Origin of the sequence: Lysinibacillus sp. UGB7 (assembly GCF_049058285.1) — a bacterium.
GTDB classification, from domain to species: Bacteria; Bacillota; Bacilli; order Bacillales_A; family Planococcaceae; genus Lysinibacillus; species Lysinibacillus sphaericus_B.
Genome location: NZ_JBMGUV010000006.1, coordinates 37,264 through 58,297, shown reverse-complemented (window position 1 = coordinate 58,297; position 21,034 = coordinate 37,264). Strand labels below are relative to the sequence as shown.

Sequence of the window (21,034 nt, the reverse complement as noted above, 5' to 3'; positions counted from 1 at the left end):
ATGCCTATGATGATTATTTTTTTCGTTTCCACAACACAATGCCTATAATAACGGCGAGTAAAGCAACAATGGCAACAATCCATATAGTGTTGGAGCTTGAGGATGCTGTGTCAGCCGCTTCGCTCGATTGCTGTTGTTCTCTTGGCGTAGCGTTTGGAACTTGTTCTTTTGTTTCTTCTGTCGCTGCCTGTGTAGTCGTTCCAAGTTGAATGTATTGTAACGTTGGCGTAGACGTATTCGTTGTCTGTGCATCATGACCATGATGATGACCGCCGCTTGTCGTCAAAATGGACTTTTCTAATTTTTGACCAACCCAGCTTTTTGCCTCAGTGGAATCTGCAAAAATTCGTGGATGACCTGAAAGCATATATGTTTCACCATCAATTACTAGACCTGTTTCATCCCCTGTTACAACATCTTCCACTGTACCAGTAGGGCCATATGAAAATCCACCCATCTGTAGCAACGTGTGACCACCCATATCGACATCTAGGTTTTCTGTTAAAAAGGCAATATACGCTTCTTTTGTTAACGTTGCTTCCGGTTTTTCTAATTCTAGTTTATTATGAAATAATGCAATATTGATTTCTTTATACGTTATATCTCCATCTAGTGAAGATACATACTCCTCGTTTTTTGCTGCTTGTGCCAGTTCATCAACTGTTGAACCTTCAAGACCGAAGAAAGCGCCTACCCAGCCAGCAAAATCCTTACGTGATAAATTTTCTGTTGGATTTAATGCCATATCTGCACCATTATAGCCAAGGAGCCCAGTACTATGGAGTACCATGATTTCCTGTAAATCTGGCGTTGTAGCAGGAACATCCGTATAAAGCATACTCTTATCCATTGTATGCGCATAAGCCACTGGAGAAAGGAGCAGTGTACTCATCAGTATCATTAGTATATATTTCCTCAAAATTATCCCACCTTCCAATCCAATAGTATACATCCTAAATGTGTTGGAAGTATGAAATTCGCTAGGTTAAATTCATACGGTTATAATTTAAATTTACTAATTTGTCCGTTTAAATTTTCTGCCATTTCCGCTAAATGAACTGAACTATTTTTTATCTCATCCATCGAGCTTGCTGCTTGTTCAATTGTAGCAGATGTTTCTTGAATGCCGGCAGCAGATTGTTCAGAAACAGCTGCGATTTCGTCGACAGACTTATGGATGTTGAGGGTATTTTGTACGACTTGCTCTAATTTTGAAGACATCGTTACGATGCTTGTTGACATCGAGTAAACTGCATCAGCAATATGGTTAAATGTTTCATTTGTAGAAGCGATTTGCGTTGTTCCTTTTTCAACTTCTCCGTATCCACTTTCGAGTGATGTTGTAACAATTACCGAGTCGTATTGGATCTTTTCAACGATGCTTGTTATATCATCCACAGATACAGATACTTGTTCCGCAAGCTTACGCACCTCATCAGCTACAACCGCAAACCCTTTGCCTTGCTCACCCGCACGTGCTGCTTCAATAGCCGCATTGAGTGCCAATAAGTTCGTTTGAGCTGCAATATCATGAATGACAGCTACAAGTTTAGAGATTTCCTGTGTTTGTTTACTTAAATTATCCACTTTATTGACTGCATCTTTAACAATGTGATCAATCGTTGTCATTTGTTGTGTGGAGGCATCCATTAACTCCTTACCTTCTTTAGTTAAGTGCATCACTTCTTGTGAATATTGATTGACTTCCTTACTGCTCCTATTGACGTCTGTCACCTGTGTAGTAAATTCTGTCATGGTTGTCGCAACATCGGAAGCATTACTTGCCTGAATCTCAGTACCGCTTGCAATTTCTGTTACGGTGTCTACAATTTGCTCCGTTCCACCCTTAACCTCTGTAGCGGATTGCATCAATTCCTCACTATGAGCTGCAACATCATTTGACACAGTTTGTATATGTTTCAATAGACGGTTCAATATTTCGGACATCGTATTTGTTGCTGTCGTCAGCTGCCCTACCTCATCTCTTGTTGTTACATCGAGCTTCGGTTCACTCAAATCTCCTTCAGTTATTCGTTGCATACGTTTTGTCAAGATGATGATTGGTTTTGAAATCCTTCTCGCACTAAGTAATGCCGTAAAGATTGCAATTACAACAATAGCTATACCAACGATCACACTTGTTAATTGCTTTCTCTCGCCTGCTGTAATCATATCTGTGCCAACAGTATTAATAGATTGTTTACGTTGTTCTGCCAAGCCTTCATAGCCTTCACGAATTTCAGTAGCTGTAGCATCCATCGCAGCTAAATTTTTCGTTGCCAACTCGACATTGCCCTGATCGTATGTATCAAAAACATCTTTTTGAACATAGCTACTCCATTCTTTCGCCAGTTCCGAAAACTTCTGAAATTCATTTGATTGAGAAATCGCTAAACGTTTCTTCTCATTGTCAAGTGCCCGTTCCACGTTATGCGTGTAAATATCTTTATATTTTTCTTCTCCAGATAATACATACCCCCTAGCAGCTGCAATTCTTACTGCAATTGTTGAGGCTAGTTCGTAATCTGTAATTAATAATTGTAATTCTTCATCAACAATTTGTTCTGTTGCTGTGTTATTTTGAGAAATAGCGGATACATTGTAAGCAATATATACAACAATGACTGCTACTACAATACTAAATGCAAAAATGATTCTCGTGCTAATGGACTTAAAATTCATTTGTCAATTCCCCTTATTTTTCCGGATAATTTTCGAATTACTCCTTATAAATCTACCTAAACATTGTGTCAGACAAATCATCCCTATCATGAAAAAACATTATTTAACGATATCATTCGACTCTCTTAATACTAAATAAAGCGTAATTAATAAAAATTTTAACTATATTGTACAATATTAGTAATTTACCATTTATAAATCTATTTAGGATGATTTAAAAATTTAATCTATATTTAGATTAATAATTAAGTGATTTTGGTGTGTTTATAAGCTTTTTTTTGATTTTAAGTGCAATAGATTTATGGAACATCGTGCAAAGGATATGTCACAGGCTTCAAAAAAGATCTAACAAAGGAAAAGAGGCAAGGTAATGCCAAATAAAGCTTTAGTGCTACACGTTATGAAATTAAAATCTTATAAAAGGCTAAGTATTATTTACAAGAATACTATTCTGAAAGAAAAAACAGATGACAAACCTTCCATGTTTACACCATAAAAAAATCTCCAATTTCGTCTAAATAACGGAACTGAAGATTTTTAGCTATAAGAATGGAAAGCGAATAGAATTGTTGAATAGCGCAACTGCTATGTGAATTTAATCCCAATAATTAAACATAACATCCCCTAATGTCTCACTTTTAAAATAGGCTGCGTAGTTCCATTCCACATCAGATAAGCTATGAAGCTCCTTATCTTGTGTAAGCAAACTGTTTAACACTTCAGCCTCTAGGCATTTGCGCATTGGAAAGTATTTGTGTAAGTTGAGTTTTGTTAAAAATCGAAAATTCAGTTCTTTATCACTCATAGCAAACGCCACATACGGCATGAGTCGATGATGAAGAATTGTCAATTGCTCATTGTCTAGCTGAATGTCAGCCTGCATATAAACAACATGAGGATCATCCATAAATTGCATAACTTTCGAACGTTGTTCACTCGTTACAAGATGATAGACCATAGCTTGAAATGACCGCATCTCCTGTTCAATCAAATGCTCTGCATCAAAGCCTGAAATCCCTTTTGTTAAACGCACCTAACCACCCCTTTTATATCTTTCTATCTATGTCTTTCGCTGTCATGCTGGCATAGTCCTGCAATTTCTAACAGTCAGCTATTAATTGTTCGTTCAATTTGATAGTCTATTCGTAAAAATGGCAGCCCCAAAATACGCATCGTATGAATTGCTGTTAAATTTCTATCATTTGTTGCCGTAATGATGAAATACTCATGCAATGGTAGCTTAAACAAATAATGGCTGATTGCTAGATAGATTCCTGCATCTCCTTCATGAGCACTCGTGATATGCAATTGGCCATCTTTTTCATACAAATATAAAACGCCTATCATGGTTGAAAAAGGTAGCGGTAGCGCAATATTCATATACGTAGTTTGTGCTGTCGTATGCTTGGAATAAATCGCCACAAATGTCGTTTGCTGTTCAATTTTACGAATCCATGCTCTTGGTGCAGAACGCCCATCTTGTTCAGCATCTACTTTGACAATTTCCCCTGTCATCTCCATTTGTTTACGAGTGAAGGGCAAATTCAATTGTTGCATCCAACGACTTATCCCCCGATAGAGTAGCGCAAATGGTTTAAACCAAGTACTCCATTGGACAGATGCCGTCAAACGGTAGGCATTTGTTTGTTCATAAAAGTGTGGAAGGGCTGCTGGTAGTTTTGTTGTATCAATAAAATCGCTCAGTGCATCGACCAAGCCTGGATGCGCATCGCCAGATACACGTAACTTCCCTCGAATTTGACTAACTGGAAATGTGAAATTGTGATGTGTAGTTTTCGGAACTTCTATTGCCCAAGCTACAACGCCAATACCACCAAAAAAGAGACAATTCATCAAACCATGAAAATGTAACATATCAGGTATACCCACAAAGGAAACTCCAGCGAAATTACCAAAAGCGTAAAGTAAAGACCATAAAATCGTTATACAGAGTGCGCCATATGAAATACGTAATAACAACCCTTGCGCGCGTGGAAAGCCTGTTTTAATGGCAAGAATAAATAAGCAATAAATTGCAAAAATATAAAGTCCAACTGACACAATTTCTATACTCGTTGAAAAAGTAATACCTAATGCTACGAGTATTGGTCCTGCTAATAAAATAACTACCACCGCACTATACGATGTGCTTTTGTGTAGTCTGCCAAACAGCCCAATAGAAATGGCCAATAAACAGGCAGAGTAATGGAAATGAATTGCTGTTAACCACGTTATCAATGGGGAGAATCCTGTATCTAAATCAGCAATAAAAGCGAAAAACCAAAGCCCGCCGACAAATAAGTAGATGAGCCCCATATCAATAGCAATTTCAGCAATATTTGTAAAGCCACGCTGTAAAAATCTTCTTACACCATGGAGGGCAATAAAAGCCGTATAAATCACATAAACGAACGCAAGTACAATAGCCAAGCCTCCATCTGGCCACCAGTGAAGAAGTGTGATGGCTAGCATCATACTAGCCATCATGCCATTCCCTATCTTCTTGAACGGCAGTACCATCTTCAGCGTTGCAGGTACAAAAAACAATTGTGCAATTGTCAGTAGCAATAAATAATCAGGCTGTTTGCTAAACAAATAACAGATAAGCGACAGCACAAACCCGAACAGCAAAACAGGGCTACATAGATTGCTGCGTAAATTCACCAGCATACATCATCAACCTCCCAAACAACGGATTATGGATTGAGACATGGATGGTAAAAACGTTTCTCTTCTCATCAAATCCTTCTTCTACGATTACTCGTCCTTCCAAAGTCTTTGGAATTGGACATTCTATGTTAGAAAGGACAAATCGTTGTACACCTGAACGAATTACTAATTGCCCCTCTTTTGTTACGGCAAAATGCAAATCAGAATAAAATAAAGCTGGTGAACCTAAGTAATCCCTTACTATTTTTCGAACCGGGTCAATCGTCATCCTTGCATCGAAGTACCTCGTCTTCGTCGCAAAATAAAAACTGCGTTCCCATAACACTTCCAACTCGCCACTAGGCAGTACTCGACTAGTATTACGAATGGAGAAAGGTATATCTTCACCTGATTCTGGAAATAAAAATCTTGTTCGTGTAGCGAGCGTATAAAATGGACGCATCCATTTTGCACCCGATTCAATTTTGTGCATGACACCCGTTGCAAAAAAAGGTCTATCTATCGGTAATGCATAGCGCTGTTGCAACATCGGATGCAGACGCTTAAAATCTTCACCTAATAAGGTCTGATAAATTGTCATGTGTTTTGCCCTCGCTTTCGTTTACAGCTTTTTGCACTCGGAAGATCTTTACTGAGAATGTAGCCCACGATTGAAAGTACCCATAATGCTACATTAAAAGTCACCGGATTAAACGGCGCACCTGCCAGATTTTTGTCAGCGACAACAGCACTGATTGTCAACAGTGGAAATAGGATAATTTGGGCACCAAAAAGAAAACGTTTCCCTCGTGGAAATAGCCAGCACAGTGCAAAAAGCATTTCAGCTATACCTATCCAAAATACGATTGTAGTTGCGGTACTCATTTGATGGTCAGCATTACTCAGGTGTGGCGCCTTTCCACTCGCGGGAGCCGCATTTTCGCTCTGGTAAGTCCGCTCTTCGCTCGGGTACACCGCATCTCCGCTCGAGTCAACTGCTTTCCAGCTCAGGTCAACCACATCTTCGCTCGGGTAAGCTAACATTTTCTCTACCATCATGACTTCATCGGGGTGTTGCACCATCACTTTTGGAACTAGTCCGTGATATAACCACACAAAGCAAAACAGCAGGCTGATGAGCATTGTTAAAAAGAAGCGTCGATATTGGGAAAGTGGGTTTTCCCCTTTCTCAAGCCATCTTTTTAGGACATCAAAGCTAAGCGCTGTAGCCCAGCCCATCAATGGACGAAATACGAAGTCAAACAGTACGCCTAATTTACCATATCGCACATCATAGTCATATTGCGTTAAAAATGTCAGCCCCTTATCATAGGGAATATACTGCCAGTATCCCTTCCCTTCCGCTATGGGCGAAATTTTTTGAGGTGTGCCAAAATGTAAGGAGGAGGTCTTCGTGCCGTCTTCTTTATGATGTTCTCCTTTACTTTCTCCCCAACCACTAACCGTCAAGCCAGGCATAACCTTTGTTTCATATGTAAATTGTTGCGGTGCATTCGGTGATTTCTTTTCCATATAAGTAATAGAGGTAAAGCGTAAATCCCACTGCTCATGCAGCTTCGGATTTTGCGTATAGGCCCAAGCATCATCCATAGGTGCTTGCATGTCAATTTCCACATAAATGGGCTTTTTCTTCATATTTATTACCTCCTTGTAGGTATCACTCCGTCTGATGTTCTTTCACAAGCTTGTTAGTTGCTTCAAAAAGCCACTGATCTTTTACAATGAACGAACCACTCCTGCTTCTTTTTCTTTCATTTGTATTGAAATATAATAACTTCCCGCCGTTATCAACAGACAAATGTAACGTAGTTCCACGTTTATTGCTTCTCAGCAGCACCTCATATGATTGATAAGCCACATTTGTACCATCTTCCTCTACGTCATTTTTATTAAACGTCGTTTCTGATAATATCCTAAGATAGTCGTTAATTTTATGTTGCTCTGTGAATCTAACTGTTCTTACTTCCTTGTCATCTATTGTGGTGATAAACCATTTTATCGATCACGTTAACAATATCCTCCATTCTTTACATAATAAATTATACTGTTATTGTCAGTATAGCAGAAAGGGATTCATCCAATTTTATTAAATAAATGAAAAAACTTGAATCGAAATGATGAGTTGCGAAGTCTAATAGTCGGAAGGAGGCGTTTTTCATTACAACACAACAAATATCACTTGTGGAGCTTGCCAAAAATGGTGATGAACAAGCGTTTTACCAGCTCATTGAACAAGAGCAGCATAAATTGTACCGCATGGCTTATGTCTATGTACAAAATGAAAATGAGGCTGTCGAGGTTTTTCAACAAACCATAATCCGTGCTTATGAGGGGTTGCCACAGTTAAAAGAACCCCACTATTTCTCTACATGGCTCACGCGCATTATTATCAATTGCTGTAAAACATATATTGCCAAAAAAAATGCTGTCCATCTTGTGGAGCCACATACATTGGAAGATATCAATAGCACATCACCTACATATATCGAAGAAGAGCTTGATTTATGGCAATCGCTGTGCAAGTTAGAGGAAAAGTATAAAACGGTGCTGTTATTACGTTTTTATCAAGACTACTCTGTAAAGGAAATTGCTTCGATTTTACAATGTCCTGAGGGCACTGTAAAAACGCATATTCGTAGAGGCTTGCAGGCTTTACGCCAACAATTAAAGGGGGCATACATAGATGAATGGGTACAATCCATTGAAAGAAGTCATTGACACGATTCCAATTCCGGAAAGACGACTAACGGAAGTTTTGCGGGTCGAAGGCATGTCAAAAATATTCCAGCAAAAGCATCATACCGTGAATGCGTTAAAAAATATTCATTGTACGATTTATCAAGGCGAAATGGTAGCTATTATGGGGACAAGTGGATCTGGAAAAAGTACACTGCTCAATATGATTAGTGCCATTGATGAACCAACCGAAGGAGCATTGTTTTTATTTGGTAAAGAAGCACATAACATTTATCAAGAACCTAATGCCTCAAAGTTCCGAAAAGAAAACATCGGTTTTATCTTTCAATCTTTCCACTTGTTAAAAGATTTAACGGTAGAAGACAATATTGCATTACCACTTATTCTAAATGATGTAGCAAGTAAAGATATCAAAATACGTGTCCAACAAATAATGGAAAAGTTAAATATTGCTGCTTGGGCTAAGCATCGACCAACGGAACTGTCAGGTGGCCAACAACAGCGTGTTGCCATCGCTCGTGCCATTATTGCGAATCCCCCTATTTTATTAGCGGATGAGCCAACTGGTGCATTAGATGTCAACACAACCGACGAAATTTTACAACTGCTTGTCGAGCTCCAAAAAAATATGGCTCAGACCATTTTACTCGTAACGCATGATCCTTACGTGGCAACGTATGCGAATCGTGTATTATTCTTCCATGATGGGGCCATTGTCGATTCTTATCACAACAATCATAGCGCTGAGGATTTAGACTGTATTTTATCGAAATTCAAGTTAATTACTCGAGGTGATGTGTAAATGTTTACGATGCGTACCATTGCACTCAAGCTTTTTCGCGCAGCTTGGACAAATGTACTAACGAGTATTAGTATCATCACCATTGCGATTTGCCTAGTGATGACCATGAGCGTCTATATCTGGAATGCCAATAACCAAATGAAGGAAAACATTCAAGCGTTATTCGGTGAAATGGATTTGATGGTCGGTTACAACCCAGAGCAGCATAAATTACTAACCAATGAACAGATTGCGAGTTTTAAGTCATTACCAGGAGTCAAGGAGGTTTCAAGCGTATCTTTAGCTCATACAACGGTAGAAAATGAAAAAAAAGCGCCTATTTACACGGTAGGCGTTGAAAATGACGATTTAGTAAAAAGCCGTTATCATTTCTCTGTTAATTTAACATCAAAGGATGTTATTATTTCTGAAAATGTCGCGCAAATTTTCAATAAACAAGTCGGAGATACGATTCATATCGAAACAAGCGATTTTACTATTCAAGAAATTTTACAGCCCATTAAAGGGACCGATAGCGTAAATATCATCCTGTTGCCAAACGATATTTTGAAAACATGGATGGGCGATAGTAATGAACAAACAGCAGCTATGTTTTCACTGATTAAAACAGATGCCAATGTTGCCACTGCCATTGGCATGGAAATAAAACAGCTAGATGAAACATTACGTGTGGATGTAGCGAGTGACTATGATTTTTATAAAGAAAATTTACAAGCATTAATGATTTTTATGATTGTGCTTTCTGTATTCATTTTACTCATTTCAAGTGTCTTGCTACTGTCTACGTTCCAGCTATTATTTTACAAAATCAAAGAACAACTTATGGAATTACGGGCTCTTGGGGCAACGAGCCATCAAGTAAAACGAATTGTCCAATTGCAATTGTCACTTATTATAAGTTTTGGCGTATTGGTCGGTATGTCTGTCAGTATACTAGTCATCAAATTATGGCTGCCACAACTCATCAGCTTCATGAAATTACCAAGTGCAAAAACGGAACTTCCTCTTGTACTCATCATCGTTATCGCAGTTGCCAGCTATTTATTGCTTCAATTTGTAACAAAATGGCAAGTGCAAAAAAGCGCGAGTCTATTGCCTTTGCAAATCGCAACAGATAACGAAGACCAGGGCTTACAATGGAAAAGATGGAAAACGATTGTCGTAAGTGGCACTGGAATTATAGCCTTATTTTTATTTGTCAATGCACAGGTAGTTGATAAGAGCGGACCAAGTGCACTGATGATTTTGATTGGAACTTTACTAGTGTGTGGCATTTTACTTTACATGATGCCGTATTTATTTACTGCTCTATTAAAAATTTCATTGAAACCAATTCGTTCAGCACTCGGTAAAGAAGCTTATTTAGCTTGTCAGCAACTGATGCCTCAAGTACGCAAAAATATGCCAATAGTGCTTAGCATCATAGGTTTAATGGTGATCTTAATATTCGGTAGCTCCCTGTTTAAAACACTTCAACACAACGAACTGGCCTTTATTAATTCTCAATATGAGACATCGTTGAAAATTAAAAATGAATTAAATGATCCAACCATTACACAGGATTTGATCAATGAAATTGAATCGCTGCCGAGCGTATCCTATGCATATATGGAAAGTAACAATGCTTATATAGCCCTTCAAATAGGAGATGATTGGCTATCAGATAACTATACAACGATTGATGTCAAGAAATTTGTTCAATTAGGGAAATTAAATGCAATTGAAGATGATTTAAAAAATGGTTTAATCATAACGGAAAGTTTTGCAAAAAAACATCAACTATCGCTTGGTGACAACTTGACGGTGGGTACTTATGATAATGCTACGCAGCAGGATATGCCAGTCGGTCAATTAGAAATTGTAGGCATTACCTCCGCTCCTATCAATACTTCAGATTTAATGGTGGATTGGTCATCTTTCCTGACATCCATTGATAAAACAATCATTACCGACATTATGGTGGAAGCAAGTGAAACGGAGCAGGCATTCACTGAGCTTGCTTATTTAGAAGAGCGATGGCCAGCACTTCAATTTAGCGATAAAGAGACAATGATTGAACAGTCTAATTACATGTTCTACCAGCGTTGGAATCTATTTGTTGGTGTTTTTGTTATCCTAATAGCCGCTAGTTGTTTAGGGGTATTACAAACTCTGCTTCACTCTGTCTATGCAAAACGAGGAGATTATGCGATTCAGCGATTAATCGGTCTTTCACCAAATGGATTAATGAAGTTGATTTTAACGCAAGTACTGTCCTTTGTGCTTTATGGTCTGACTGTTGGTATATTCCTCGGTCTGCTCTTAACAAGGATGATTGCCTTTATTGACGTTGACGCACCAATGGTTTATGATTTCTTCACATTAGGGATTACTAGTGTGGTCTTTTTACTAGCGACCTTCGTAGTCTTTACATTACAAGGTTACTGGATCAGTCGACAAAAATTAGCAAACGAAATTGTAGATATGTAAGTAGAAAGATTCATTTAGGCCCTCAAAGACGAGGGCTTTTTTTAGTTATCGAACATGTTTTTGAATTTATCGCTACAATTTCGAAATTTATCACCCAACTTCAATAATTTATCGCCCAAAATCTACAATTTATCATGCACCTACAAATAACACAGCCTGTCCAATGGCAATAAAAAAGGCTTCATGCTGGATTGGGCTAGTTTCTTCAATTTGAAGGGTAATATCAAAATACGTATCCCGAAAAACTGCTTGCCAGCGAGCAATTGGCTGTTCATTCAGTAAAAATACTGACCAGTCCTCCATCTCTTTATTAAGTGTTATTTTTTGCTCGCCGTCTGTAATGATTAAATCTGGAATCATTATTTGCCAGCCATCATAGGCAATCATATAGTCCTTTCCCGTCACAAAGTCCTTTCCTCGAAAATGTACACGACCACGACGCGACATTTTTTTACATGTGAAAAGTGGCTGTCCGTCAACATCGCTTGCATCAAAACGTACGAAATATCGGTAATCCATTGTACGATCAAAAGCTTTTTTTAGTCCATTTGTGTAAATCCGTTGAACAGTAGATGATACTTCCCCCGCTCCATTTAAAACATGAATAACCTCTGTTGATTCAATTGCCACAGGTTGTGTGTATGTAAAAGTTTTCAATACTTTCGCTCCTTCAAAAACACTCGCTTCTAGTGTAAAGTTACCTCTTTTAAACTAACACAAAATAAACGCCAAATACAATTCGCCCCTACTAAAGATTATCGGGATGTTGTATTTGACGTTATATTATTCCGATTTAATGATGAACCTGGGATGGTACTTCGACTGTAAATGGTTGGAATTTAACCTCTTTCAGAGATGATTTATCAAATAGGATTTTCGTTTCTTGCCCATTCGGTTGAACTTGCATACCAGACCCACCTGTAGGGAGCATTAAATAAGGTGTAATAATTAATTTTGAAACATCTTCTGAAATTGGATCAAAGGTTCTATTACCACTGAAGACCCAAACACCGTCATTAAATTGCCCTGTTGTGCCTCCTGAATGTGAGGGTATTTCCTTACCAGATTGATCCGTTATGCGGAATTCAATATAAGAAGCCCCTAGTTGAGAATTATCAATATTTCCAGTTTCAGATGCCTCAAATGAAAGGCCTACACCAGAAGGACTAAATGATACTCTTGAAACATCAAGCTGAATACCCTCCTCTTGCTGCTGATGATTCACTGGTAGATGTGTGATATCGACAATCTTTTTAATAGGTGTTGAAAATTCCCATTTCTCGCCCTCTTTGCCTTCTAAAATCAAGCCCAATTCGAAAGAACTTGGCATATTGTCTGTGACATTATAAGTGGTAATACCTGTACGAACCGTCGGGCTTATATTCTCTTCACCATAGCTTCCCGATCCGCTAAGAAATTTCCCATTCATCATTAGATCCATGCCTGCACCGAAGTACTCGTTGCTTAATTCTTTGTCCGATTCAATTTTAAAACCAACAGTAATATTTGTGTCATCATAAAGTACTTCATCGACAGTTACAGAAATACCATTGATTGTTTGCTTTTCGCCAACCGTTTTTGTTAAACCTTGTTCGCTAGCCTGTTTTAGCCCAAGTAAGCCAGAGTCACCAAACACGGACCCCACTATCGGCAGTTGTGCCAAAGTACTAGCAAATGTTGGCGATACATATGCTGAGCCGATCATAATCCCAAACGCTGCTGCCGCACTAGCCACATATACCAATGGTTTTCTTTTACTTTTTCGTGTTTTTTGTAATGGTGCATTGTTCATATTTGCTTGCTCCTCTGCTCGTTGAATACCTTTTGTAATCGCTGTTCGTACCTCGTCTCTCGGGAATTCTGGAAGGCTACTATTGTGATTAAATGACTTTTTCATTGTACGTTGCACTCCTTTCTAATTCTCGCTTTAAGTGTTTCTTTCCACGATGTAAATACGTTTTGATTGTGCTCGAAGGCTTATCCATCAATTGTGAAATTTGTTTAATCGGTAAATCATGATAATAATATAAAATAAGTGCCATTTGATGGTCGTGGCTCAACTGCTGTAAGGCTTCCGATAGATCGATGGGGTTCTCGACTTCATTGGACTGATGATTTAACCGCTTTAATAGTTCACTTTCTTCATAAGGAACGACTCTTTGCCCTTTTTTTAGCAAACGATAACACTCATGTATTAATATACGAAACAGCCATGTCGAAAAAAATTCTGGATGCTTTAGCTGTTTAACAGTTAAATAAGCCTTACATGCTGTTTCTTGAATAGCATCGAGTGCATCCTCTTTTTGCCCTACATAAGAAAGTGCTGTATAGTATAACTTTTCTTCCTCTAAACGAAGGAGCTGTTCAAAAGCTTCCTTGTTTCCTGCAATCGCTTGATGCACAATAGATAAATCATGTTCCATGCTAGTTTCCCCCTCCTTTCAATACTTAGAGTCTTTAACACAAGCAAAAGGTTTCACTTTAACATTTTTTCTTTTTGTCCTATAGTTGTGAAACGGAAAAATAGACTACTGCTTTAACAGTAGCCTACTAAATTTCACTTTATCCCGCTTTAACGGTCAGTAAGTCGCTCAACCAGTACACTGGCCGTAAAAGCCGGATTGGTTCAACTAACAATCCGGGGGATGAAATACACCCCCACGGATTGGAGTTTCACTTTATCCCGCTTTAACGGTCAGTAAGTCGCTCAACTGGTACACTGGCCGTAAAAAGCCCGATTGGTTCAACTAACAATCCGGTGGATGAAATACACCCCCACGGATTGGAGTTTCACTTTATCCCGCTTTAACGGTCAGTAAGTCGCTCAACTGGTACACTGGCCGTAAAAAGCCCATTGGTTCAACTAACAATCCGGGGGATGAAATACACTCCCACGGATTGGAGTTTCACTTTATTTATCTAATTTAAAGGTAACATCGCCAATGCCTATTTCTGAATGTACCTCCAGCACGATATCAGCATTTTCATATGCTTCATTTACATAAATACCTTTACCTTTTGAAATAAACCCTTCCACACTCGAAGACCCTATTCCTTTTTCAGTTGTAAGCTTTACGCCGACTTTCGATGGTAAAGTGACCGTTGTTTGGCCAACACCAGTTTCAATGCTCGTTTCAAAGCTTTTTTTCCAATCTCCGCCTAAATTGATATAAAGATCGCCTACACCCGTTTCAATATCTAATTTTTCGAGCTGCAAGCCTTGTAAATCAAGGTTTGTCATGGATGCACCTGTATCAACTGAAAGATTCATTGGAATGTCATCATTTAGCTCTATATTCCATTCATTTTTTATGTTCGACATACCAAGTTTAGTGGAGCCTTTATGTTCTATAACCACTTCCCCTGTTTGCCCATGTAGATCATAGCTAACTTTGGGTGCCAATTTTTTTATGTTATATTGGGCACTCCCCTCTACCCAGTCCTTCGCTCCTTTTGTAACCGTCATTTCCCCTACTCCCAGATTTAATTCCACATCTAACTTCTCAGCCTTATCCTTTTCAACGAAGATTGCTTCTTCTTTGTTTTTACCTGGAATGAATGAATTACACCCTGATAGAACAAGCAATGAAGCACTCATAACTAAACCAATACCAATAAATTTCTTCAAATTAATTCCCTCCATATATATAATATTCCAATAAATCCATTTTATCGAAATCTTAAATTTATAAAAACGACCCTCCGCTTTAACTTCATCTAAGACCTAAGACGTAGAAAGTAATCATTAAACGATTTTCTCCCTATGCATCACTTCATTGATATGCAATCTAACAAAAAAATTGAACCTCAAATCAGATCACTTTTGAAGTGTTCACGATTTGGGGTTCAGTGAAAGTAGCTGTTTTCATCTGTCTGGATAGACAAAGATTTCTAATGGTTTATAAAGAATGGAGTGATTAACAGCTTTAATGGTCATTTCCGAAGAATCATTGTTGTAGTGAGGCCGATGAACAATGAATCGATTTTCCATTACACAAAAGGGATTTCATTTCCCTCCAACAAAGCCTTTAAATTTGCGAGTGATGCCTCATAACCGCTCGTGTTGAATGTTACAGTTGTTTTTCCCATGTCATCTGCCAATGAGATGGCTATTAACGTTTCAGGAATGTCTAAGTAAAATGAAAATTGCTGATGAATACTTACATTTTCTATCGTTAAGGTCATCGGTAACTTTTCAGTCAACTGATTATGACTATTCGGCATTAACGTAAAAATAATCTGTTCACCTGCTTCTAAACGAGGGATTTCCCATGTTGAACCTGGCGCATACCACTTCGTTAGCAGCTCCGCATCCGTAATGGCATGCCAGACCTTCTCAAGACTTACATCAATCGAAATTGAACTTTTATTTTCTTTGTACTCCATCATAGATTCCTCCGTTAGCAGCATTATGCTTTTTCAGATTAATGGTCATTTTAACACATTTTAAGCATTTCGTTCCAAAACCTCAAGATTATCCTAGATGGCATCCATAACTAAGCTTTTTTATTTGTACTTTTTGTCTTTCTATATAAATTCACTGCACCTAATGCTACGGCGATAGCTACAATATTCAACGCTACCTGATAGCTATGCAATACATTTACCATGAAACCGTAAAAAGTTGGCGCAATAACGATAAAAATTTGATTTAAAGTTAAAGCAGCACTCACTGTTAAACCTACATAACCTGGATTGGATTGCTCTGTAACACAAGCTATAAACAATGAATACCAGCCGATTGCTACGAAGCCTAAGAGGAAACAAAATAAGAGCATTACAATTTCCATTTTCATGACCAACGGCAACATTATGGTAAAAGCAACTGTACAAACCATCACTATGAACAATAATTTTTCTCTATTGTGTTCAAAGAATTGATCACTCACCCATGCAATGACTACTCTTCCTATCATACCGCCTAGTAATATTAAGCTTAAATACATCCCAGCATCGATTAATGAATAACTGCCTTCCTGATGCAAATAACTCATAAAATGAGCAATGAGTATCATCTGTAATGACATCATCGTGATGCCTACGATATATATGGGGTAAAGCACTTTATTATTTTTAATAGTTATCATTTTTTCTTTAAAAGATACGGATTTAGATACTGACACTACGGTTTCTTTTGGTTCTTGATACGCTAATAAGAAAAGAATACCTCCAGCAATGGCTACAAAGCCTTGCACGATATGTACGGCAGACAACTCAAAATGATTATACGTATAAGTGAGGATGACAGATGCCAAGGCCCCTCCTATTGGAATTCCAGTTTGTCGGATACCCATAGCTAGCCCTCGATGTTTGTCGGGAAACCATTTGACGATGGCCGTACTGCCCCCAGTTTGAGCACTTCCATACCAGATTCCTACCACTAATAATAACAGTAACAACACCGAATAATGATTTACCATCACAAGTGTTAATGCAGAGAGCCCTAATAAAATAGACCCCCAGCCAATTATTTGCTTTTCTCCTTTTTTATCCATTAAATGACCAAATACTAGCATGGAAAACATCGGTCCAAAATTCACAGCTGAAACGATGAATCCTGTTTGTAGTGAAGATAAATTCCATTCAATTTGATAAAATGTAGCGATTGGTCCCATCCCATATGTCACAAAAGTTGCTGCTGTTTGAGAAAGTGTAGCCACCAATACGATGAACCATCTATAATAAGTATTCATTCAAGCTCCTCCAATATCTCTGCACTATACCGATTTATTTGTTCAGTATAATTTTAAGTTATCTAGAGTTTACGCTGGATACGACAACGCGTAAAATGGAGGAAAATGATAGAACCCATCAAAAATTTTAATAGGGTGTGTGACATGCTATATGAACATCGAAGAAATTGCATTAAAAATTGAATTATTACAACGTCAAAATTTAAGTAAATCTGCTGAAATCACTAACTATACGCAATCTGCCCTGACATCTAAAGTGAAAAAAATGGAGGCAGAAATCGGCCAAGCCATTTTCAAACGTACACCTCAGGGCTTAAAAATTACTGAGGTCGGTATTCAATATAGGAACTTTCTCCAGCTTGTTACACAGGAATATGAAGAATTTTTACAAGCCATTAGTTCACAAGAAATGACAACGAAGGTGAGCTGTGGCGCATCCCATACAACAATAAAGATTTACGGTGCATCTATCGCCAATATCTTGCATACAAAGAACATTGCACTAGATGTTGATTTCACCGTAGAATCTAGTAATTCCTTGAATGAAAAAGTACACAACGCTGAAATGAATTGTGCACTTACTAGTAAACCGATTAAAATCTATCCAGACCTTAACTATGACATCATAGCTACTGAAACATTCGAGGTGATATCTAACAATAGGCATATTATTCATTTTAATGAACGCCCAACGCTTACGCTGTTAGTATTAAGTAAAGGTTGTATGTATACGCGTGCTGTCGTCAAATGGTTAAAAAACAATCAAATTCCATTTAATATGAAAGAAATAAAATCCGTTAGTAGTATTCTAGATTTTCTGCAAATGGATAATACCATTGCTGTGTTAAATACAAAGCTGATTGACCTTTATCATTATTCAGAAATACATTATTACAAATTACAACAGTTAGAAAATATGATCAAAACCGTGTTCATTTACAAAAAGAACGAAAGTAATGACCCTAAAATTATGCAACTGAAAAACGTCATTGAATCTATTCTGGAGCCAGCTAACGAAGGTTTATGATTTGTATGATGCCCATTTGATCAACGTTACATCAAATGGGCTTTTAACAGTGCCTGTGAACTTTTTGACAAAATTATCGCTCTACTACCGAAATTTATCGGACAATTTTTGAAGTTTATCACCAAACTTTTTAATTTTATCAGACAATTTCCCAGCTAAAGCAAGATGTTGTGCCTCCTTCATTCGACTGTAAAGTATATTTGATATGAAGCGTACTTGAAATATCCTCAATTATTTTTAACCCTAATCCTGTATTTATTCTATTACGATCAAAGCCAATGCCATTATCTTTCATACAGACCATGCCATTTTCAATGCTTATCTCAAGTTTTGTAGCATGTGAATGTTTCAAGGTGTTTTGAAAAACATTGTCAAATAACCTTTGTATCCACAAATCATTACTCATCCATACTAAATCTGTATCGAGTGGCTGATAGACTAATTCAATGTCATGAATACTATATAAGTAACTCCATTTTTTCAACATGGTCCCCAATAAATGATGGAGATTCACTTCATCATTGACAATATAAGAATTCTCTAACGTATCCATAGATTGCACATTAAATTCATTAGTTAAATCAGCAATATATTGAATTTGTTTGTACAATGATTGTGTTAATTCAGGCTGATCCTTGTAGGTATCTTCAAGATAATATAATTGTAATCTGATCGCTGTTAAAGGTGTATTGATATCATGTCTTAGCTTATTTAACAATTCCTTTTGCAACTCTTGCTGTTGTTTAAGCTCCAACTCTCGATACGTTGTGCGTTCAATCAAAATATTGACTGACTTTATGAGTTGTCCTATTTCATCTTCGCTTCGAACAGCCAACGTATTTGGAATGTTTTCATTACTTGCTAGATTACGGATAGTTTTATTTAATATATTTATTTTAGTAAGTAACGAGTTAATCGATTTCGAAAATAAAAAGGCTAACATCAGGAGCGATAAGAAAAATACGATTAGCATTGACGGATAGGCAAATGACTCATGAAAAGGAATGCCCTGATTCTTTGTCTTAAACGCCAAATCATAAATGATTGACATCACTATGCTGATCACTAATAAGACTAATGGCACACTAATGATCGCTGAAAATAATAATAACTGGTATTTTGTTGTTAATTTCATTTTTTTATATAAGTATTTAATCTATACCCTTCTCCATAAATATTTTGAAGAATTTCACCTGATGTATCATTAATTTTAGTGCGTATTTTCTTTATGTGGACGTTGACGATATTTTGATTTCTATCTTCAAGTGGCCATAAATAGTCAAAGAAATGATCTTTCGTTAACACTCTATCCTTGTTTTCAAATAAATAAAAGAAAATTTTACGTTCAATTGCCGTGAAAGCAATTTCGTTATGGAGATTACTATTAAATACTTTTCTACCGTCTGCATCAATATGAAGATGTTTAATTTGCGAAAACGTCCCATACTGTTGTGCTAACATTTTTTGCATTCTTAGTAGTAGCTCTCTTGGATCAAATGGCTTCGTCATATAGTCCTCTCCAACAGTTAACCCTTGAAGTTTGCTATCCATATCATTGCGTGCAGATAGAAAAATGATAGGAATATTTAATCCTAGTTTTTTGATTTTCTTTGTTAGTTGATAGCCATCCTCACCTGGTAGCATCACATCCATGATGACTAAATCCATCTGTGGAATGATTGTCAGTACCTCTTGTCCATCCGTTTTCCAACATACATGATAGTCTTCACGCTGCAAAATTTTTTGCAACAAATCGCCAATCATTAAGTCATCTTCAATAATTAAAATATTATAACCCTTCATCACATCAGCCCTTCATTTTTTTCAATTTTTGTCTTGATAAATGCTTTGCTAAGATCATATATCTCATCAGGCTTATACAAATAAATACTATGTGTGCCACTAATTTCTTTGACTTCAGCCATGTCTAATTGTTCGGCAAAATCTTGATAATCTTTGCTTTTTTGTTTAGTGTATTTCGAATTTTTATATTGTTCAGCAATGGCATCAATAAATAAAATCGGTGTTTCTTTAGGCATTGGAAGATTTATTGATTTCTGACCATTTTCGTAAGCATGCAATAACTCTTCCTTCATGTCATTATTAAGAAATTGTTTAAAAGACAGCGCTTTATATATATCTTTTTCCTCTTCCGTTAAAAAAGATTGCTTCATCACTTCAGGATTATACGTGGTTGAAGGAACGAGTCGATGCAAACCAACTTTTGTTAACATATTGATTGTTCTCACAGTCAATGAATCAACTAGACTCATTTTATGCGTTACGTACTGCTCTGGTAAACCAATATCTATAGCAATAATTCCCTTTATTTCTTGTGGATATTTTTGCGCCCAGTAAATTGCTTCCATACCTGATAGCGAATGTGGCATTAAAATGTACGGAGGTTTATTTCCACTTTGTATAAGCGCTTCCCTTGTTTGCTCTAAAATTGTATCGATATCCCTGTCGTCGTTAAACACATCACTGTAGCCATACCCAGCTCTTTCCATGACGGCAATCTTATTTTCCTTTGAAAACTTGCTATACAGCCCTTTCATTTCATATACAGGGGCTGCAATACCGGAACCAGCCATAAATACATAAGTGTCTTCGCCATCACCCTCGTTATAGACATTCAGATTGTTGTCATGCATCTTAACAATTGACCCCTTACCTTTAATTAGTGCAGATTCCTTAGCTAATTGATAGTGATGATAACTAAATATGGATACTATACCGAGCAGGATAACCGCTAAAAACCACATTGTCATTTTCTTTACTACTTTGAATATTTTTTTCATAGAATTCTCCTTTCCACTTATAACGAAAGGATAAACAAGAAAAATAAATTTCTAATTAATTTTTATGTATTTGCTGAAATCGTCGTTCACAACAATTCTTATTTTACATGAAACAGAAAAAGCTAACATCGAAATCGTGTCAGCTTCCTTGATGTTCCTGAATCATTGGCTTCACCAGGCATTATATTACTTA

General features: G+C 37.3%; 20 protein-coding genes. 4 read left to right on the top strand and 16 right to left on the bottom strand.

The window, feature by feature from the left end; all coding sequences use genetic code 11:
- Window positions 1–13: 13 nt before the first annotated feature.
- From ACOMCU_RS07470 to ACOMCU_RS07440, 7 genes are all read right to left on the bottom strand, one after another.
- Window positions 14–919 carry an LPXTG cell wall anchor domain-containing protein gene (locus ACOMCU_RS07470; protein WP_421049801.1) on the bottom strand — a complete coding sequence of 302 codons (906 nt, stop codon included), beginning with the start codon at window positions 917–919 and terminating at the stop codon, window positions 14–16.
- 80 nt (window positions 920–999) lie between these two features.
- Window positions 1,000–2,682: a methyl-accepting chemotaxis protein gene (locus tag ACOMCU_RS07465; RefSeq protein WP_010860884.1), complete on the bottom strand. Its 1,683-nt coding sequence runs from the start codon at window positions 2,680–2,682 to the stop codon at window positions 1,000–1,002.
- A 595-nt stretch (window positions 2,683–3,277) separates the two neighbouring features.
- On the bottom strand, window positions 3,278–3,715 hold the full coding sequence (locus tag ACOMCU_RS07460) for a hypothetical protein (RefSeq protein ID WP_421049800.1): 438 nt from the start codon (window positions 3,713–3,715) through the stop codon (window positions 3,278–3,280).
- Between the two features lie 74 nt (window positions 3,716–3,789).
- The gene (locus ACOMCU_RS07455; protein ID WP_421049799.1) at window positions 3,790–5,352 is read right to left on the bottom strand and encodes a YndJ family protein; all 1,563 of its coding nucleotides are present in this window, start codon (window positions 5,350–5,352) and stop codon (window positions 3,790–3,792) included.
- A complete protein-coding gene (locus ACOMCU_RS07450; RefSeq protein ID WP_010860887.1) occupies window positions 5,321–5,932 on the bottom strand; it encodes a DUF4166 domain-containing protein in 612 nt (203 codons plus the stop codon). Before ACOMCU_RS07450 ends, ACOMCU_RS07455 begins: the two co-directional genes overlap by 32 nt.
- Window positions 5,929–6,987, bottom strand: a complete 1,059-nt coding sequence (locus ACOMCU_RS07445; protein ID WP_010860888.1) for a DoxX-like family protein — start codon at window positions 6,985–6,987, stop codon at window positions 5,929–5,931. The genes ACOMCU_RS07450 and ACOMCU_RS07445 overlap by 4 nt, the downstream gene beginning before the upstream one ends.
- Window positions 6,988–7,009: 22 nt before the next feature.
- Window positions 7,010–7,210 (bottom strand): hypothetical protein, encoded by a 201-nt coding sequence (locus tag ACOMCU_RS07440; protein ID WP_010860889.1) that lies wholly within the window; start codon window positions 7,208–7,210, stop codon window positions 7,010–7,012.
- A gap of 323 nt (window positions 7,211–7,533) precedes the next feature.
- On the opposite strand from ACOMCU_RS07440, the gene ACOMCU_RS07435 reads away from it, so the two are divergent.
- The 3 genes from ACOMCU_RS07435 to ACOMCU_RS07425 are packed head-to-tail and all read left to right on the top strand — an operon-like array spanning window position 7,534 to window position 11,320.
- A complete protein-coding gene (locus ACOMCU_RS07435; protein WP_010860890.1) occupies window positions 7,534–8,070 on the top strand; it encodes a sigma-70 family RNA polymerase sigma factor in 537 nt (178 codons plus the stop codon).
- A 52-nt stretch (window positions 8,071–8,122) separates the two neighbouring features.
- Window positions 8,123–8,851, top strand: coding sequence for an ABC transporter ATP-binding protein (locus tag ACOMCU_RS07430; protein WP_421049866.1), 729 nt, complete (start codon window positions 8,123–8,125; stop codon window positions 8,849–8,851).
- Window positions 8,852–11,320, top strand: a complete 2,469-nt coding sequence (locus ACOMCU_RS07425) for an ABC transporter permease (RefSeq protein WP_421049798.1) — start codon at window positions 8,852–8,854, stop codon at window positions 11,318–11,320.
- A gap of 132 nt (window positions 11,321–11,452) precedes the next feature.
- Here the strand turns inward: ACOMCU_RS07425 and ACOMCU_RS07420 are convergent, their stop codons facing one another.
- The 6 genes from ACOMCU_RS07420 to ACOMCU_RS07395 all read right to left on the bottom strand — a co-directional run bounded on the left by ACOMCU_RS07420 (window position 11,453) and on the right by ACOMCU_RS07395 (window position 17,013).
- Window positions 11,453–11,977: a tubby C-terminal domain-like protein gene (locus ACOMCU_RS07420; RefSeq protein WP_354472573.1), complete on the bottom strand. Its 525-nt coding sequence runs from the start codon at window positions 11,975–11,977 to the stop codon at window positions 11,453–11,455.
- A gap of 136 nt (window positions 11,978–12,113) precedes the next feature.
- Complete coding sequence (locus ACOMCU_RS07415) at window positions 12,114–13,217, bottom strand: DUF4179 domain-containing protein (protein WP_421049797.1); 1,104 nt, start codon at window positions 13,215–13,217, stop codon at window positions 12,114–12,116.
- Window positions 13,201–13,743: a sigma-70 family RNA polymerase sigma factor gene (locus tag ACOMCU_RS07410; RefSeq protein ID WP_354472575.1), complete on the bottom strand. Its 543-nt coding sequence runs from the start codon at window positions 13,741–13,743 to the stop codon at window positions 13,201–13,203. The genes ACOMCU_RS07415 and ACOMCU_RS07410 overlap by 17 nt, the downstream gene beginning before the upstream one ends.
- 488 nt (window positions 13,744–14,231) lie before the next feature.
- Window positions 14,232–14,948, bottom strand: coding sequence for a toast rack family protein (locus ACOMCU_RS07405; protein ID WP_421049796.1), 717 nt, complete (start codon window positions 14,946–14,948; stop codon window positions 14,232–14,234).
- A gap of 362 nt (window positions 14,949–15,310) precedes the next feature.
- Complete coding sequence (locus tag ACOMCU_RS07400; RefSeq protein ID WP_421049795.1) at window positions 15,311–15,709, bottom strand: SRPBCC family protein; 399 nt, start codon at window positions 15,707–15,709, stop codon at window positions 15,311–15,313.
- Between the two features lie 107 nt (window positions 15,710–15,816).
- Window positions 15,817–17,013, bottom strand: coding sequence for an MFS transporter (locus tag ACOMCU_RS07395; protein ID WP_421049794.1), 1,197 nt, complete (start codon window positions 17,011–17,013; stop codon window positions 15,817–15,819).
- A gap of 151 nt (window positions 17,014–17,164) precedes the next feature.
- On the opposite strand from ACOMCU_RS07395, the gene ACOMCU_RS07390 reads away from it, so the two are divergent.
- Window positions 17,165–18,040 carry a LysR family transcriptional regulator gene (locus ACOMCU_RS07390; protein WP_421049793.1) on the top strand — a complete coding sequence of 292 codons (876 nt, stop codon included), beginning with the start codon at window positions 17,165–17,167 and terminating at the stop codon, window positions 18,038–18,040.
- A gap of 139 nt (window positions 18,041–18,179) precedes the next feature.
- On the opposite strand, the gene ACOMCU_RS07385 is transcribed toward ACOMCU_RS07390, so the two are convergent.
- From ACOMCU_RS07385 to ACOMCU_RS07375, 3 genes are read right to left on the bottom strand one after another with little or no spacing between them, the layout of a single operon-like run.
- Window positions 18,180–19,175 (bottom strand): sensor histidine kinase, encoded by a 996-nt coding sequence (locus ACOMCU_RS07385; protein WP_010860899.1) that lies wholly within the window; start codon window positions 19,173–19,175, stop codon window positions 18,180–18,182.
- Entirely contained in the window at window positions 19,172–19,843 is a 672-nt protein-coding gene (locus ACOMCU_RS07380; RefSeq protein ID WP_421049792.1) for a response regulator transcription factor, read from the bottom strand. Before ACOMCU_RS07380 ends, ACOMCU_RS07385 begins: the two co-directional genes overlap by 4 nt.
- A complete protein-coding gene (locus ACOMCU_RS07375) occupies window positions 19,843–20,841 on the bottom strand; it encodes an alpha/beta hydrolase (protein ID WP_010860901.1) in 999 nt (332 codons plus the stop codon). Before ACOMCU_RS07375 ends, ACOMCU_RS07380 begins: the two co-directional genes overlap by 1 nt.
- Window positions 20,842–21,034: the final 193 nt, after the last annotated feature.